Below are 16106 nucleotides of genomic sequence, written 5' to 3' on the forward strand. Positions count from 1 at the left end.
GCTCACGGTGGTGACCGCCCAGCGCGAGCGCATTGCGGTGGGGCAGACGGCCGCCGGTCAGGTGCGCGAGCTGCAGCTGCGCACGCGCTTCACTTTCCGCCTGCGCTCGGCCACCGACAAAGACCTGATCGAAGACGTCGAACTGCTGCTGGAGCGCGACATGAGCTTCAGCGAGACCGCCGTGCTCTCCAAGGACGCCGAAGAAGCCCTGTTGTTCCGCGACATGGCCTCGGACGTGGTGCAGCAGGTGGTGCGCCGCATGGCGGCCGTGAAGTCGCTCTGACGCGCGGGGCGCCTGCATGCAGATTGCCGCACCGCAACTCGCCGCCCAGCTGCAGCGGGGCTTGAGAAGCCTCTACACCCTGCACGGCGACGAGCCGCTGCTGGTGCAGGAAGCGGCGGACGCCATCCGCGCCGCCGCGCGCGAGCAGGGCTACACCGAGCGCACGGTGCACACCGTGGCGGGCGCGCATTTCGACTGGGGCGAGGTGCTGGCCAGTGGCGGTTCGATGAGCCTGTTTGCCGACAAGCAGCTGATTGAAATCCGCATTCCCTCGGGCAAGCCCGGCAAGGACGGCTCGCAGGTGCTGCAGCGGATCGCCGAAGCCGCGCAGGGCAATGACAGCACGCTCACGCTGGTGCTGCTGCCGCGCCTGGACATGGCCACGCAGAAGGGCGCGTGGTTTGCCGCGCTGGAGAGCTTTGGCGCCACCGTGAAGCTCGACCCGGTGGACCGCAAGGCCCTGCCGCAATGGATCGCCCAGCGCCTGCAGCAGCAGGGGCAACACGTGGCCGCAGGCGAAGAGGGGCAGCGCACGCTGCAGTTTTTTGCCGACCGGGTGGAGGGCAACCTGCTGGCCGCGCACCAGGAGATCCAGAAGCTCGCGCTGCTGCACCCGGCCGGCGCGCTGAGCTTTGAGCAGGTGGAGGCGGCGGTGCTGAACGTGGCGCGCTACGACGCCTTCAAGCTCGCCGAGGCGGTGTTGGGCGGGCAGGTGCAGCGCGTGCAGCGCATGCTCGATGGCCTGCAGGCCGAGGGCGAGGCACCGGTGCTGGTGCACTGGGCGCTGTCGGAAGACATTCGCACGCTGCACCGCATCCGCACGGCGATGGACGCGGGCCGGCCGTTGCCGATGGCCTTGCGCGAGAACCGGGTGTGGGGTGTGAAAGAAAAGCTCATGGAGCGCGCCCTGCCGCTGCTGAGCATGGCCACGTTGTCGCGCTGGCTGGACGACGCACACACGGTGGACGGCATCGTGAAGGGCCTGAAGGTGCCTTCCTGGCCGGCCGATCCCTGGCAGGCGTTGCAGCAGATGGCGATGAAGGTTTCTCTGGCCTGTTCGGTTCGGTAAGACCGGTTTCGTTGCAGCGGGTGTGGCGAGGTCGGGTGGCCCGGTCATTCGGGCACCGGCCGCTCGCGGATGTGTACCCGGGCATGCAGCGACCGCTTCATCAACACCGGGCAGGCGCACCGTCTTTTGTGGCAACCGCGAATGGGGCCAGCGCCCGCTTGCCCAAACCACCCGCCCCCGGTGCGATGGTGGCGCACCAGGATTGGTGAACCAAGGCTTCCTCATAGGCCGGAGCGGGCGGGCGCCGCCATCGTCCTGGCGCGAGGTAGACGCACGAAACGCAACGAAAGAAAAAACTCAGGCAGCGGAACGAGAAGACCGCAACGCCGATTCCCGGAAATCGCTCGGTGACTGCCCGGTGTGCTCGCGGAACACGCGGCTGAAGTGCGCGCCGTTGTTGAAGCCCCAGGAAAACGCGATCTCGGTGATGGTGCGGTGCGCGCGCGCGGGGTGCGCCAGCTCGCGCATGCAGGCCTGAATGCGCTGGCGCTGGATGTAGTGGGCCAGCGTGTTGTCTTCTTCGCTGAAGGCTTTGTGCAGGTGGCGCTTGCTGCAGTTGAGCGCCTGCGCGATGTGGTCCACCGTGAGCGACGGGTCGCGCAGGTGCTGGCCGATGTGCTCGCGGATTCGGTCGCGAAACGCCTCCAGCTGCGTGGTGCCGTTCTCGCGCCCGGCCAGTTCCTGCAATGACAGGCGCACCAGCTCCACGATGAGCTCGCCCGCGCCGCGTGCGGCGTTCTCGCTCATGCCGGGCAGCTCCTGGTAGGTGGTGCGCATGGTCTCCAGCGCCACGCGCGCGATGCCACTCACGCCGCCCACATGCCGCGCCATCAGCGGCTCCAGCCGCAGGCCGCGCTCGGTGAGTTGCTCCTTGGGCAGCATCACGATGAGGTGTTCCACGCGCTCGGGGTTGGCAATCTCGTAGCTGCCCGTGGTGTCGTAGATGGCCCAGCCGCCGGGGCGCACCCAGGCCTCGCGGTTGTGCTGCTGCACGCCCGCGCTGCCCTGCCAGGGCGCCACGATCTTGAGGTACGCGCGCTCGCTGCCGCGCGCCAGCTGCTGGGTGCGCAGCACGCGGTGGCGGTTCGCCTCCAGCTTGGTCAGCACGACGTCGCCCGCGTGCGAGGCGTGCATATGGCCGTCAAAGTCGTGGTCGCCGTACAGGTCCGACTCCAGCCCGCCAAAGTGCGTCCACACCCAGTCGCGCCAGATCGCCGCGCGCTCGCCGGGGGCGACGCTGTCGGTGGTCATGGTGGACGTGGGGGAATTCAAGGCCGGGCTCCGTGAAAGGGCGATGGGAAATTATGGGGTGCGGCCCCGCCGCGCGTGCGGCGCGATCTCAAGGGTTAACCCGAAGCGGCGTGCACATTCCGACAAGCAGCCAGTGCACCGACAGCAAAGCGGCGCGCGCACGTTCTGCCTACGATGGCCTCCCGGTTCAACACAACTCCAGGAGACACAGCCATGGCCCATCCCAATCGACGTCTGGTCATCCAAAGCGCCGCCGCCACGGTGGGCGCCATGTCCTTCGCGCCGCAGCTGCTCGCGCAGCCCGCGCCCGTGCGCATCGGCTATTCGATGTCGCGCACCGGCCCCTGGACGGGTGGCGCGCAGGTGAGCCAGGAGCCCAACTACCTGCTGTGGGCCGAGCAGCAGAACGCCGCCGGCGGCCTGGACGTCAAGGGCGTGCGCCGCAAGATCGAGCTGATCAGCAGCGACGACCGCAGCGACATGGAAACCGTGGTGCGCACTTACGAAAAGCTCATGGGCAGCGACAAGGTCGACCTGGTGCTGCCGCCCTGGGGCAGCAACGCGAACTTCGCGGTGGCTCCGCTGGCCAACCGCATGGGCTACCCGTTTCTCGCGCCCACCGCGCTCTCGCGCCGCCTGGCCGAAATGAAGCTGCCCTACTTCTTCCTCTTGCTGCAGCAGCCCAAGCCCATGTGCGATGCGCTGGTGGAGATGTTCAAGGCCAACGGCGTGAAGACCGTGGCCGTGGTGTACGTCGACGACCTCTTCGGGCTGGAGAACTACTCGGCGCTCAAGGTCGCGCTGCAGGGCACGGGTATCAGCCTGGTGCAGGAAACCAGCTACCCCGGCGGCGTGAAAGACCTCTCGCCCACGCTGCGCAGCATCAAGGACAAGAACCCCGACGCGTTCGTGGGCTTCACCTACCCGCCCGACACCATCCTGGCCAGCCGCCAGAGCAAGGAGATCGGCTTCAACCCGAAGTTCTTCTACGCGTCGGTGGGCACCGCCTTCCCGCTCTACAAGAACGTGATGACGCCCGCCGGGGCCGAAGGCGTGCTGGGCATGGGCTCGTGGAACGGCAAGACCAGCCCGGGCGCGAAGGCGTACTTCGACGCGCACGTGGCGAGCCAGAAGAAGGAACCCGATCGCTGGGCCAGCGGCGCCTGCTGGGCCGGTCTGGAGATCCTCACCAACGCCGTCAAGGCGCAGGGCCTGGACCGCAAGGCCATCCGCGACTACGTGGCCAACACCACGCACAAAACCATCATTGGCGACATCAAGTTCAACGGCAGTGAAAACGTGGGCACGCCGGGCACGGTGGGCCAATGGCAGAACGGCGAGTTCGAGGTGGTGTGGCCGCAGAAGGTGGCGACCGCGAAACTGAACCCGGCCAAGCCGGTGTGGAAGTAAGGCTCCATTCCTCCTGACCCCGTTCCCTGTTCGCCTGAGTCCCCCCCGTCCGGGCTGAGTACTCCCCCGTTAGGGCTGAGCACTCCCCCGTTCGGGCTGAGCCTGTCGAAGCCCATCCAGAAACTTCTGGGTGAGCCCTTCGACAAGCTCAGGGCGAACGGGTGCTTGTTTTCCCCAGCCCCAACGTATGTCCTTCTCCGCCTGGCTAGAACTCATCGCCTCCGGTCTCATCACCGGTGGCATCTATGCGCTCGTCGCGCTCGGGCTGAATTTGCAGTACGGGTTGATGCGCATCCTCAACATTGCGCACGGCGAATTCCTGATGGTGGGCGCCTTCCTCACGTGGATGGTGCAGACCTCCTTCGGGCTTTCGCCGCTGTGGATGATCCCGGTGTCGTTCGGGCTGCTGTTTGCCGTGGGTGTGGCGGTGCACTGGCTGTGCTTTCGCCGCCTCACCCGCACCTCGCCCAACCTCGATGTGTTCGAGGCGCGCGGCCTGATGGTGGCCTTCGGCCTGATGTTCCTGGTGCAGAACTTCATCTCCTACGTGTGGGGCGGCGATCTGCGCGGCTACGACTACCTCACGCAACCGCTGGCCATTCCGCTGCCGGGGGGCAGTGCGCAATTCGCGGTCAACAAGCTGGTGGTGTTTGCGCTCGCGCTGCTCTTCAGCGGGGCGCTCATCGTGCTGCTGCGCACCACGCTGCTGGGCAAGGGCGTGCGCGCGCTGATGCAGTCGCCCACGGGTGCACAGCTCATGGGCATCAACACGCGGCGCCTGCACCCCATGATGTTCGGCATCGGCCTGGGCCTCTCGGGCGTGGCCGGCTGCCTGCTCTCCATGGCCTACACCATCAGCCCGTCCATGGGCGAGCCCTACACCGTCACGGCGCTCATCGTCATCACGCTGGGCGGCTTCGGCAGCATGAGCGGGGCGCTTGCGGGCGGCCTGCTGCTGGGCGTGATCGAAGCGCTGGGCATGCATTTCACCAACCCGTCGCTCAAGGCGCTGCTGAGTTACGTGGTCTTCATCAGCGTCTTGCTGTTGCGCCCCGAAGGGCTCTTTTCCCGCAAATCACGCAAAGCATGACCTCCCGCCAATTCCTCATCCGCGACCTGCTGGTCCTCTTCGGCCTGGCGGGCTGGGCCGTGGCGCTGCCCGGCTTTGCCAGCGAGTTCGTCGTCTCCATGGCGCTCACCTGCCTGATGTACATCGCGCTCTCGTCGAGCTGGGCGCTGTTTTGCGGCACCACGCGCTACCTCTCGCTGGCCACCTCGGCCTTCTTCGGCATCGGCGCCTACGCCAGCGCCATTCTGCTGGAGAAGGTGTCCTGGGCGCAGGCCATCGGGCTGGGTGCGCTCATTGCCGCGGCGGTGGCGGTGGTCATGGGGGCGGCGGTGCTTCACCTGCGCGGCACCTACTTCGCGGTGCTCACCTTCGGCATGACGGAGCTGATCCGCCACGCCATCAGCTACTTCGAAAAAAGCGTGACCGGCACCGTGGGCCGCGTGCTCATGGTCGTGCCTGAGCGCGACACCATCTACTTCACGGTGTTGCTGCTTGCGGTGGGCACGGTGGCGTTGTCCATCGGCATCCGCCGCACGCGCTTTGGGCTGGCCATGCTCGGCATTGGCGCGGACGAGCAGCGCGCGCAGACGCTGGGCGTGAACACCCGCCTGGTGAAGATCGCGGGCTTTGCACTGACCGCCGCCGTGGCGGGAGCGGTGGGCGCGGCCATGTCGGTACGCTGGACGTACATCGACCCGCACACCGTGTTCAACCCCTTCATCGGTTTCCAGACCGTGCTGATCGCGCTCATTGGCGGCGCGGCCACGCTGTGGGGCCCGCTGATTGCGGCCATCGTCTTCAGCGTGCTGGCCGAAACCCTGCGCCTGCAGGTGCCGCAGATCTACATGATGTCGCTCGGCCTGCTGCTCATTCTGTCGGTGCTCTACCTGCCCGGTGGCCTGGCCTCGGTGCGCACCGACACCTTCCGCGGCTGGCGAGACAGCGCCCGCGTCTGGTGGAAAGACCTCAAGGACGATCTGAGCGGCGAGACGACACGCCGCAAGCAGCGAGAGAAAAGCCTGAGGGAGCGCCGCGATGTGCTTTGAAGTGAAGCAAGCACCGCTTCGGCTGTGTCCACATCTGCTTGAGTCGCGCCCATATCCGTTCGGGCTGAGCGCATATCCGTTCGGGCTGAGCTTGTCGAAGCCTCTCCACGCCCTTGTCGCAAGAGCCCTTCGACAGGCTCAGGGCGAACGGGGGTTGGTGGCTCAGTGCGAACGGGGAGATCTGATGTACGTCGCAGAAGGAGGCCTGACATGAGCCCGCAACCCCTGCTCGACGCGCGCGAAGTGACGGTGCGCTTTGGCGGCCTCACGGCTGTGGACGCGGTGAGCGCGCGCTTCATGCCCGGCGAGCTGGTCGGCATCATCGGTCCCAACGGCGCGGGCAAGACGACCTTCTTCAATGCGATCTCCGGCGTCACCCGGCCCACCAGCGGCGCGCTCTCGGTGCAAGGGCGCGAGCTCGCGGGCAAGGGGCCGCACCGCTTCGCGGCCAACGGGCTGGCGCGCACCTTTCAAACGCCGCGCACCTTTGGCGACATGCTCGTGCGCGACAACATCGCCTTTGGCCTGAAGTTCGCCGGCCGGCGGCCGCGCAAGTACATCTGGTGGGGCGAAGAAACGTCGGTGCCCTGGGTGCTGCGCACGCCCGAGAGCATCCTCGGGCTCATCGGCCTGTCTGCGCAGGCCGATCTGCCGGCGGCGGCCATCACGCCCTCGCAGCAGCGCCTGCTGGAAATCGGCATGGCGCTGGCCACGCGCCCGCGCATGCTGCTGCTCGACGAAGTGGCCGCCGGTCTCACCGAAAACGAGGTGGAAGAGATGGCGCGCCTGATCCGCCGCCTGCGCGACGAGCTCGACCTCACCGTGGTCTGGATCGAACACGCCGTGACCACGCTGCTGCGGCATGTGGAGCGCGTGATCGTGCTGCACCAGGGACAGAAGATCGCCGACGGCACGCCCGCCGAGGTGGTGCGCAACGCCGAGGTGATCGAGGCCTACCTGGGCGACGAGATGAACGAAGAGGAGGCCACCGCATGATGTGGTACCGACCGAACCCGTTTGAGCTGGGCGGCGGCGCGCGTGCGCGGCTCAAGGTGCAAGGGCTGTCCGCCGGCTACGGCGCCTTCCTGGTGCTGCGCGACATCCAGCTCGACATCCAGCCCGGCCTGACCGTGGTGCTCGGCCCCAACGGCGCGGGCAAGACCACGCTGCTCAAGGCGCTCAATGGCCTCATTGCGCGCCAGGGCACGGTGCTGCTCGACGGGCAGGAGCTGGCCGAGAAGACGCACGAGATCGTGCAGGCCGGCGTGGCCCTGGTGCCCGAAGGCCGGCAGCTGTTTCCCCAGATGACCGTGACCGAAAACCTCGAACTCGGCGGCTGGCTGGTGCCCAAGGGCGAACGCGCCCGCAGGCTGGAGCGGGCCTTTGCCGACTTCCCCAAGCTCAAGGAGCGCGCCACCCAGCTCGCCGGCACCATGAGCGGTGGCGAGCAGCAGATGGTGGCCGTGGCGCGCGCCATGATGTGCGCGCCGCGCCTGCTCATGCTCGACGAACCCTCGCTCGGCCTGGCGCCGCGCATGGTCGATGAACTGCTCGCCATCGTGCGCCGCATCGCCGACGCCGGCACCACCGTGCTCATGGTCGAGCAGAACGTGAAGAAGGCGCTGGCCGTGGCCGACCGCGGTTATGTGCTCGAGCGCGGCACGCTGGTGGCCAGCGGGCCGGCAAAGCTGCTCGCGCGCTCCACCGTCATCCGCGAGGCCTACCTCGGCGCCGACAAGGACCCCGCCACCGGCACCACCAGCGCAGCCGATGCGGTGGCGCGAAGAAAGGCTGTCGCCGCAATGACCTGAATCCAGCCCACCGCCTTTTTTTCCCAGAGCCACCCCTCTCCGTACGCCCTGAGCCTGTCGAAGGGCTCACCACCCCGTGGTGTGAAGGCTTCGACAGGCTCAGCCCGAACGGAAGGTTCATTCGAATCCCAAGGAGAAACCATGTCCGACCTGTCCATGCTCATCAACGGCCTGAAAGTCACGGCCGAAAAAGGCGCCACCTTCGAACGCCGCAACCCGCTGGATGGCAGCGTGGCCACGCGCGCGCCCGCCGCCAGCCCGGCCGACGCCGTGATGGCCGTGGAAGCCGCGGCCGAAGCCTTCAAGACCTGGAGCGAGACCGGCCCCAACGAGCGCCGCGCGCTGCTGCTCAAGGCCGCGGACGCGCTGGAAGCCAAGCTACCCAAGTTCGTCGAAGCCGTGGCTGCCGAGACCGGCGCCACCGGCATGTGGGCCGGCTTCAACACCATGCTGGCCGCCAGCATGATCCGCGAGGCCGCTTCGCTCACCACGCAGGTCGCGGGCGAAGTCATTCCGTCGGACGTGCCTGGCTCGCTCGCCATGGGCGTGCGCCAGCCCGCCGGCGTGGTGCTGGGCATTGCACCGTGGAACGCGCCCATCATCCTGGGCGTGCGCGCCATCTGCGTGCCGCTGGCCTGCGGCAACACGGTGATCTTCAAGGGCAGCGAGAACTGCCCGCGCACCCACCAGCTGATTGCCGAAGCCTTCCAGGACGCCGGCTTCCCGCCCGGCGTGGTGAACTACATCACCAACGCCCCGGCCGATGCCGGTGCCGTGGTCGAAGCTATGGTGGCCCACCCGGCCGTGCGCCGCGTGAACTTCACCGGCTCCACCAAGGTCGGCAAGATCATTGCCATGACCTGCGCCAAGTACCTCAAGCCCGTGGTGCTGGAGCTCGGTGGCAAGGCACCCATGGTGATCCTGGACGACGCCAACATCGAAGACGCCGTCAACGGCGCGGCCTTCGGTTGCTTTGCCAACAGCGGCCAGATCTGCATGAGCACCGAGCGCCTCATCGTGGACCAGAAGATCGCCGACGAGTTCGTGAAGAAGTTCAGCGACAAGGCCAAGGCCCTGCCGCTGGGCGACCCGCGCAAGCCCGAGCCCGTGGTGCTGGGTTCCGTCATCGGCCAGGGCACGGTGGACCATTGCAACGCCCTGATTGACGACGCGCTGGCCAAAGGTGCCAAGCTGCTGTGCGGCGGCAAGGCCGACAGCACCCTCATGCCCGCCACCGTGCTCGACCACGTCACGCCGGCCATGCGCATCTACCACGAGGAAACCTTTGGTCCCGTGAAATGCGTGGTGCGCGTCAAAGGCGTGGAAGAAGCCATTGCCTGCGCCAACGACAACGAATACGGCCTGAGCGCGGCCGTGTTCGGCGGCGACATCGCCCGCGCCTTCAACGTGGCCCGCAAGATCGACAGCGGCATCTGCCACGTCAACGGCCCCACCGTGCACGACGAAGCCCAGATGCCGTTTGGCGGCGTCAAGGGCTCGGGCATCGGCCGCTTCGGCGGCAAGGCCGGCATCGCCGAGTTCACCGAGCTGCGCTGGATCACGCTGCAGACGACGCCGCGGCACTACCCGTTCTGAGGCAAGGTGTGAGGAAGACGCAGCAGGCCCTGGAGGCAAGGGCTTCCAGGGCCTGTGTCGTCAGAACCCGACCCGCACGCCGACCGTGTACTGATCCACGTTTGGCTTTTCTCCAAAGACGCTCGGGCGGTACCTTTCCCATTCCGCGCGCAGGGAGGTTCGAGTGGTGAGGGCGTACTGCGCGCCAAGACCGACCTTGATGCCGTTGCCGTTGTCGTTCCCCGCCGAGGTTTTGAAGTCGACACGTTCAACGCCCACCCGCCCCAGCAGAGACCACTTGTCATTCAGCGGTGCGATGCCAACGGCATCCAGGAAGAATCCTCGGCTGTCGACCGTTCCATTGATGTCAGACCTGCGCCCGAGACCGGCAATGCCGGCCTCCAGTGCGAAGTTCGGCGTGAGCTGGTAGCCACCAAACACTTTGCCGCTCACCATCGAGCCGTTGACGCCCACGCCGTTCACGCTGTTCGGATAGCTGGTCGACCCGAGGCTGCCCCCGACGTACAACCCCTCTGCATGCGCTGCCATGGTGCCCAAGCTGGCGATGGCGACCAACGCAGTCGTCAATGCTGTCAAGGCCGCTGATTTCATGATCGGTTCCTTTTTCTGGATGCTCCGCATGAGTGCGGAACCGTCATGGTCTTTGGTCCAGTGCGGTCAGTGTGTGTCAAGAGATCGCCAGCGATGTTGCACTTGAAATCTCCTGGGGAAGATCAAGGGCGAAACGGCCGCTCCAATGGCACGTGCAGATCGGTCGTGGTGTTCTGTTCCAGCGTCACGGTGTAGCTCCGGCACGCTTGGCCCCGCTGCGTGATGATGTGATAAGTGCCTGTGGGCAGGACCACGTCGATCAAGGACGTCGAGTGGGAGAGGGCGAGCCACCGATGTCCCTGCAGATCGCAGATCTCGATGGTCGACGCGCCTGGGCTGTCCAGGGTTGCATGGCGCACGGCCGCACCAACGCACCGCACCAGAAACGCCATGGACCCAAGCCCACCTTTCGGTTGCATGCCGGCGTGGATCAGCAGCCGCGACATCGACCCGATGAGCCGTGCAGAAGTGGGTGGTGATGCCAACATGCGCGCATGGTTCACGGCCGCGGGCACGTCTGTGTGTCGCGCAAGCGGCGTATGTGTGCCATCTGACACAAATGGGCGTTCGCCGTCGGGCGATCAGCGAAGCACTTCAGCCAACGCGCGGGCAAGCTCACCGCGCTGAATCGGCTTCATCAGGACCCGATCGACGCCGGCATTGCTGGCATGGTGGGCAAGGTGCGCCCCACCATAGCCACTCACCAGCAAAACCGGCAAATGAGGCGCCCACTCTCGCAAGGCGCGGGTGAGTTGGGTGCCGCTCATGCCGGGCATCACTTCATCGGTGATCACCGCGGAGAACTGGTTGGGGGCTTCTCTGATGGCGAGCAGCGCCGCGCCGGCATTGTCAAAGCAGACGGGGCGGTAACCCAAACCCTGCAGCATGAGATCTGCCATGGCCAGGAGGTTGGCCTCGTCGTCGACCACGAGCAGCTGTTGGCCGCCCCCTTCAGGCACGGCCGCCAAGGCCGTGGCTGGTGCGCTGGGTGCATCGGTGCACTCCGGGAGGAACAGCGTGAAACGTGCGCCTTCACCCGCATGGCTCTCGACGTCGACACCACCGCCGAACTCCGCCACCACGCCAAAGACCACGGCGAGGCCCAGTCCTGTTCCGCTCCCGCCGTCGCGGGACGTGAAGAAGGGCTCGAAGAGGTGTTCCATCGCCTCGGCGGTGATCCCCTGGCCTTCGTCAATGACGCTCAACGCCAAGTAGTCGCCTCTCGGCAGCGGCGTATGCGAGAGGACTTTGGGGGCGCTCACGCGGCGGCGTGTCAGCTGGACGCTGAGCATGCCCCCGTCGGGCATGGCTTGAATGGCGTTGGTGCACAGGTTCATGACCGCCTCGAATGCCTGTGTGGCGTCGCCGCGCAGGCGCGCACCGGGTGCCTCGAGCACCCTCTCCAGCACCACCCCTGGGCGAAGCGAGGCTGTCAACAGGCTGAGCACCTCTTCAACCACGGGCTCCAGCTCGAAGACGGTGGATGCGCGCGCGCCGCCCTTGCTGAATGAGAGGATGCGTTCGATCAGGGATCGGCCCCGGTCGGCAGCCTGCAGCACCTTGGCGAGGTGTCGAGCTTGATCGCTGCCCGGCACCGCAGCGTCCTGTGCCATCTCGCCATAGCCCACGATACCTGCCAGCACGTTGTTGAAGTCGTGCGAAACGCCGCCAGCCAGGGCGCCCAGTGCCTCCAGTCGGCTGGCACGGGCGCGTTGGGCCTGCAGGGCGCTTTGCGCGGCGATTCGTCGTTGCTCGGAACGCGTCACGATGTGCACCGCTGCAGCCATGACGATCAGCAACACCCCCAATGCACCGAGCGACAACTCCAGCGAACCTCGCCAGCCAGACAGGGCGGCATGCAGCTCGCGCGACACCACCACATCCAGGCCATAACGCGGCACGCGGTGCAGTCCGATGAGGAGGTCGTTGTGGTCACTGACGCGTTCCACCCCGGGGCTGGTGCCCGCGGCCTCATCCCGGGGACGCACGCCCTCAATGGTGCGAGGTCTTTCGACGTTGGCCCCGGCCAACCGGACACCATCGCTGCGAAAGATGGTCATCCGTGAATCGGCCGCAGGCAGTGCGACGCCAAACGCCCCCAGCAGCATGTCGGCAGGAATGGAGGCGATGATCCATCCACCAGGCCGATCAAGCTCGGCTCCCACACGAAATGCCAGCGCAACATGCGTCTGCGAGCCACCACGCGGTACAAAAGGGCGGCTCAATGCGGTGGCGCCTGGTTCCAGCCCTTGGAGTGCCGGCAAAAAAGTGTGTGTGTCCGGCATTGGCGTTGCGTCGGACGACGCCATCAACTCAAGGTCTTTGCCCAGCAACCAGAGCTCTGTCACCAAAGGCATCAAGGCAACACGTGTCCGCAAGGCTTGCAGGGTGTCGTTGTCTGCGGTGGGAAATCGGCGCTGCCCCAGCTCCAGACCCAAGGCCTGAAGCCCTTCTTCGGCCCCCCTCAGGCCACGGTCGAGTTCGTCTGTCAGGGCGAGTGACAGGAGCTCCATTTCCCTTTTCTGACCTTCAAGCGCGTTTCGGCGCAACTGCCAAAGCGCCATAGAGGTGACCGTCGCAACGATCAGCCACAAAGCCAACGCCAGAAGCCAGGGGGTTGCTGGTCGGAAGGTCAGTGGAGAGTTCTGGGCATTCACCGAAGCACCGTGGCGTGAGGTTGTCCAATAGGCGACCAGCGTGATTCTTCCATGGCCACCGAAGTGTGTGCCGTTTTGGGTTGAACACCGGCGCGGGTGACGTGCCGGGGCGCCAAATGGGCGTGGTAGGCCATACCCCGAGGCAAGCAGATCGCTGGAAGGTCGCCATCTCGCATCACGATCGCCGTTGGGCGCTTCCCCTCAAAGTGCAGCCGTTGTGAGCGTCTCGGATACCATGATCCCGAGCTCGGGAGTCGCTCGCCGGGCGACAAACCGACACCTGCCGCCGCAGCCACATGAACACCCACACCTATCCCCACATACTGGTGGTTGATGACGACCCCGAAATACGAGACCTCGTGGTCGAGTACCTCGGCAAGAACGATATGCGTGTCAGCGCCGCTTCTTCGGGTCGTGAGATGTTTGCTTTTTTTGACAAAGAAGCCATTGATCTGGTGTTGCTGGACCTCAAACTGCCGGGTGAGGACGGCATGACGCTGGCGCGCACATTGCGAGAGCGAGCCACGGTGCCCATCGTTCTGCTGACCGGACGCAATGAGGAGGCTGATCGCGTCATGGGCCTGGAACTGGGCGCCGACGACTACGTCACCAAACCCTTCAGCTTGCGTGAACTGCTCGCTCGTGTGCGGGCCGTGCTGCGTCGCTACCAGGTGCAAGCCACCTTGCCCGAGCGTGACAACACTCGGCGAGCTTTCCGGTTTTCAGGATGGGAATTGAATCTGCGCACCCGCCGATTGCTTTCTCCGAAGGGCGAATCGGTGGAGCTTTCCAACGGCGAGTTCAGTCTGCTCAACGCGTTGTGTCGCGCTCCACGGCGGGTGCTGAGCCGCGACCAATTGTTGTCGCTGTCCCGCCTGCATGAAGCCGAGGTGTACGACCGCACCATCGACGTTCAGATTCGCCGGCTGCGTCTCAAGATCGAAGCCGACTCCAGCGCCCCCTCACTGATCCTGACGGAGCGTGGTGCAGGATATCTGCTGGCCAGCGATGTCGAGACGCTCTTCTAGCGGCCTGCGGGGCAGTCGACCTGATGGCTCGCTGTGAAGGATCACATCGTGACCAGCATGGCGATTACCGTGATCGACATCGCCACGGTAGCGATCCAGCCGAGAACGCGCAGCCGTGAGCTGATGACGTGAGCGCCCATCGTTGAAGTGCGTGAGGCCAACAGCATCATCACCACCATGATCGGCACGGCGATGACGCCATTGATGACCGCCGACCAGAACAACTCCTTCACGGGATCGGCCGGCGTGAAACACAGCACCACGCCACCGACGGTGGCGGCCGCGATCACACTGTAGAAGCCGCGTCCCTCGCCCCTGTCCAGTTGGGCGCTCAGGCTCGCGGGCCATCCGGCGGCCTCCGCCACAGCGTAGCCCGCAGACCCTGCCAGCACGGGCACGGCGAGCAGGCCGGTACCGATGACGCCCAGACTGAACAACACAAAAGTGAAATCGCCGGCCAGTGGCCGCAACGCTTCGGCGGCCTGCGCGGAAGTCTGGATGTCGGTGACGCCCGCAGCGTGCAGTGTGGCCGCCGTGCTCAAGATGATGAAAAAAGCAATCAGGTTTGAGAACGTCATGCCGACCAGGGTGTCAACTTTGATGCGGCGGAGGTGATGGCGGACGTCATCGCTCGTCTGGGGCGGTCTGTCGGAGGTGTCCTCCATTTCCTGGGCGGCCTGCCAGAAGAAGAGATAGGGGCTGATGGTGGTGCCGAACACCGCGACCACCATCAACAACGTGTCGTGGTTGAGCCTGAGTTGGGGGCGGAAGATGTCGCTGGCAACTTTCCACCAATCCAGGTGGACGGTAAACACGACAGCCACATACGACAGCAGCGCGAGCGTCAACCATTTCAGCCAGCGCACGTAGGTTCGGTAGGGCAAGAACACCTGCAGCACCAGACACAACAGGCCGAACGTGACGGCATAGACATGGGCCGAGCCGCCCACCAGCAGGCGCAAGGCCTCGGCCATGGCCGCCATATCGGCGGCCAGATTCAGCGTGTTGGCCACCAGAAGCATGCCGACAACGGTCAACAGCACCCAGCGCGGAAAGGTCGCCTTGATGTTGGCAGCCAGGCCTCGCCTTGTCACGTGCCCGATTCTTGCGCTCACGAGCTGGATGGCCACCATGAGGGGCAAGGTGAAAACCACGGTCCACAACATCGAGAACCCGAACTGGGCGCCCGCCTGCGAATACGTGGCAATGCCGCTGGGGTCATCGTCGGCCGCACCCGTGATCAGGCCAGGGCCCAGTTTTCGCAGTCTGCGCTGCAGACCGAACATCGGTGTCGTTTTCATGAAGGATGCCTCATGGCCAGACCGCTGAAAGCAAGGCACGCATCTTGTCACGAGGTGTCCATCGAAATGCGTCCGTGCTTTCACAGGGGGGCCGACAGAGCCTCTTTGCACCATTGCAAGTGAAATGTGTTGGCACGCAGATTGACACTTGGACGCTGCTCAAGCCCCTCAGCATGTGGCTTGTGGTTGACGTTGCGCAGCGTCCACCGCAACTCAAGACCACTGCGACATGGAGCTCCGAATGAAGATCCGCACCGTCCTTTTTTCCGCCGCAATGCTGGCCGTGGGGGCAAGTGCCTTTGCGCAGAGCGGCTTGGAGGGCCATTCACTTAAACCGGCGACAACGGTTGTATCCAGCAAGCCCGACTCATTCGCCGCCTCGAACGCCAACACAACCTACTCAAGCGGGCTCGTCTTGAAGAGGGTTGCGATGCACAAGGCAGGCAAGGCCAAGAACAAAAAGCCTGCCGTGAAGAAGACGGTGACGCACAAGAAAAAGCACTCAACGAGTGGATCTCAGCCAGCCGCCTGAAAGAGGTTTCCAACCAGCCAAGAAGTAGGAACAGCCATGTCACCCCATTTCCCGACCCCCCTTGTGGTTGACGCCCTGGTGGGTGCAACCGCTTACCTGCACCCGCATCAACAAGCAGGAGATACACCGTTTCCTGCGGATGCGGTCGTCCATCTGCAAAAAGCACGCGTCGATATCTATTGCAGTCACAACAACGAGGCAATGTGGGAGATCAAGGAAGCCCGCCGCGCGCTGAGCAACTCGCCGACTGCATCGCTCGCATCCGTGTTGGTGGCTCTGGATCAGGCCGCCTGGCTAACCCGTCACAACGAGTTCCTCCGTGCCGAAGAGGCACTGGAAACCGCTCTTGACCATATTCGAGGCCTGTCAGGGGTGGCCTGAACCTCACGCGCCTCGTCGAACAATCTGAACGACGTTGCAGGGGCCATCACCTCAAGCGGCTTGGTGGTCTGGTGTCGTTGA

General features: G+C 65.3%; 16 protein-coding genes. 11 read left to right on the top strand and 5 right to left on the bottom strand.

Annotation, left to right across the window (positions count from 1 at the left end):
• Positions 1 to 283, top strand: a 283-nt coding sequence (lptE, locus tag KXJ60_RS02880; RefSeq protein ID WP_291123908.1) for an LPS assembly lipoprotein LptE, incomplete at its 5' end; no start/stop codon positions are given.
• Positions 284 to 299: 16 nt separating this feature from the next.
• Positions 300 to 1352, top strand: a complete 1053-nt coding sequence (gene holA / locus KXJ60_RS02885; protein WP_291123910.1) for a DNA polymerase III subunit delta — start codon at positions 300 to 302, stop codon at positions 1350 to 1352.
• Positions 1353 to 1649: 297 nt separating this feature from the next.
• Here holA and KXJ60_RS02890 read toward each other — a convergent pair whose 3' ends face one another.
• A complete protein-coding gene (locus KXJ60_RS02890) occupies positions 1650 to 2603 on the bottom strand; it encodes a helix-turn-helix domain-containing protein (protein ID WP_291123978.1) in 954 nt (317 codons plus the stop codon).
• 213 nt (positions 2604 to 2816) lie between these two features.
• On the opposite strand from KXJ60_RS02890, the gene KXJ60_RS02895 reads away from it, so the two are divergent.
• From KXJ60_RS02895 to KXJ60_RS02920, 6 genes are all read left to right on the top strand, one after another.
• The gene (locus KXJ60_RS02895; protein WP_291123912.1) at positions 2817 to 4013 is read left to right on the top strand and encodes an amino acid ABC transporter substrate-binding protein; all 1197 of its coding nucleotides are present in this window, start codon (positions 2817 to 2819) and stop codon (positions 4011 to 4013) included.
• Positions 4014 to 4200: 187 nt separating this feature from the next.
• Positions 4201 to 5103 carry a branched-chain amino acid ABC transporter permease gene (locus KXJ60_RS02900; RefSeq protein WP_291123914.1) on the top strand — a complete coding sequence of 301 codons (903 nt, stop codon included), beginning with the start codon at positions 4201 to 4203 and terminating at the stop codon, positions 5101 to 5103.
• A complete protein-coding gene (locus tag KXJ60_RS02905) occupies positions 5100 to 6128 on the top strand; it encodes a branched-chain amino acid ABC transporter permease (protein WP_291123916.1) in 1029 nt (342 codons plus the stop codon). The genes KXJ60_RS02900 and KXJ60_RS02905 overlap by 4 nt, the downstream gene beginning before the upstream one ends.
• 210 nt (positions 6129 to 6338) lie before the next feature.
• Positions 6339 to 7124 carry an ABC transporter ATP-binding protein gene (locus tag KXJ60_RS02910; RefSeq protein ID WP_291123918.1) on the top strand — a complete coding sequence of 262 codons (786 nt, stop codon included), beginning with the start codon at positions 6339 to 6341 and terminating at the stop codon, positions 7122 to 7124.
• Entirely contained in the window at positions 7121 to 7939 is an 819-nt protein-coding gene (locus tag KXJ60_RS02915; protein WP_291123920.1) for an ABC transporter ATP-binding protein, read from the top strand. Before KXJ60_RS02910 ends, KXJ60_RS02915 begins: the two co-directional genes overlap by 4 nt.
• A 141-nt stretch (positions 7940 to 8080) precedes the next feature.
• Positions 8081 to 9535 (top strand): aldehyde dehydrogenase, encoded by a 1455-nt coding sequence (locus KXJ60_RS02920; protein ID WP_291123922.1) that lies wholly within the window; start codon positions 8081 to 8083, stop codon positions 9533 to 9535.
• A 60-nt stretch (positions 9536 to 9595) separates the two neighbouring features.
• Here the strand turns inward: KXJ60_RS02920 and KXJ60_RS02925 are convergent, their stop codons facing one another.
• The 3 genes from KXJ60_RS02925 to KXJ60_RS02935 all read right to left on the bottom strand — a co-directional run bounded on the left by KXJ60_RS02925 (position 9596) and on the right by KXJ60_RS02935 (position 12783).
• Positions 9596 to 10126, bottom strand: a complete 531-nt coding sequence (locus tag KXJ60_RS02925) for a porin family protein (RefSeq protein ID WP_291123924.1) — start codon at positions 10124 to 10126, stop codon at positions 9596 to 9598.
• 122 nt (positions 10127 to 10248) lie between these two features.
• Positions 10249 to 10614 (bottom strand): hypothetical protein, encoded by a 366-nt coding sequence (locus tag KXJ60_RS02930; protein ID WP_291123926.1) that lies wholly within the window; start codon positions 10612 to 10614, stop codon positions 10249 to 10251.
• 93 nt (positions 10615 to 10707) lie between these two features.
• Entirely contained in the window at positions 10708 to 12783 is a 2076-nt protein-coding gene (locus KXJ60_RS02935; protein ID WP_291123928.1) for a sensor histidine kinase, read from the bottom strand.
• A gap of 296 nt (positions 12784 to 13079) precedes the next feature.
• Between KXJ60_RS02935 and KXJ60_RS02940 the strand changes: the two genes are divergently transcribed.
• Positions 13080 to 13811, top strand: coding sequence for a response regulator transcription factor (locus tag KXJ60_RS02940; RefSeq protein ID WP_291123929.1), 732 nt, complete (start codon positions 13080 to 13082; stop codon positions 13809 to 13811).
• Between the two features lie 41 nt (positions 13812 to 13852).
• Here KXJ60_RS02940 and KXJ60_RS02945 read toward each other — a convergent pair whose 3' ends face one another.
• Positions 13853 to 15112, bottom strand: a complete 1260-nt coding sequence (locus KXJ60_RS02945; protein WP_291123931.1) for a divalent metal cation transporter — start codon at positions 15110 to 15112, stop codon at positions 13853 to 13855.
• Positions 15113 to 15353: 241 nt separating this feature from the next.
• Between KXJ60_RS02945 and KXJ60_RS02950 the strand changes: the two genes are divergently transcribed.
• Together KXJ60_RS02950 and KXJ60_RS02955 are read left to right on the top strand one after the other, a co-directional pair.
• Complete coding sequence (locus KXJ60_RS02950) at positions 15354 to 15644, top strand: hypothetical protein (protein ID WP_291123933.1); 291 nt, start codon at positions 15354 to 15356, stop codon at positions 15642 to 15644.
• Between the two features lie 36 nt (positions 15645 to 15680).
• The gene (locus tag KXJ60_RS02955; protein WP_291123934.1) at positions 15681 to 16025 is read left to right on the top strand and encodes a hypothetical protein; all 345 of its coding nucleotides are present in this window, start codon (positions 15681 to 15683) and stop codon (positions 16023 to 16025) included.
• The last annotated feature ends 81 nt before the right edge of the window (positions 16026 to 16106 follow it).

This window comes from Hydrogenophaga sp. (genome assembly GCF_019264445.1).
GTDB lineage: Bacteria > Pseudomonadota > Gammaproteobacteria > Burkholderiales > Burkholderiaceae_C > Hydrogenophaga.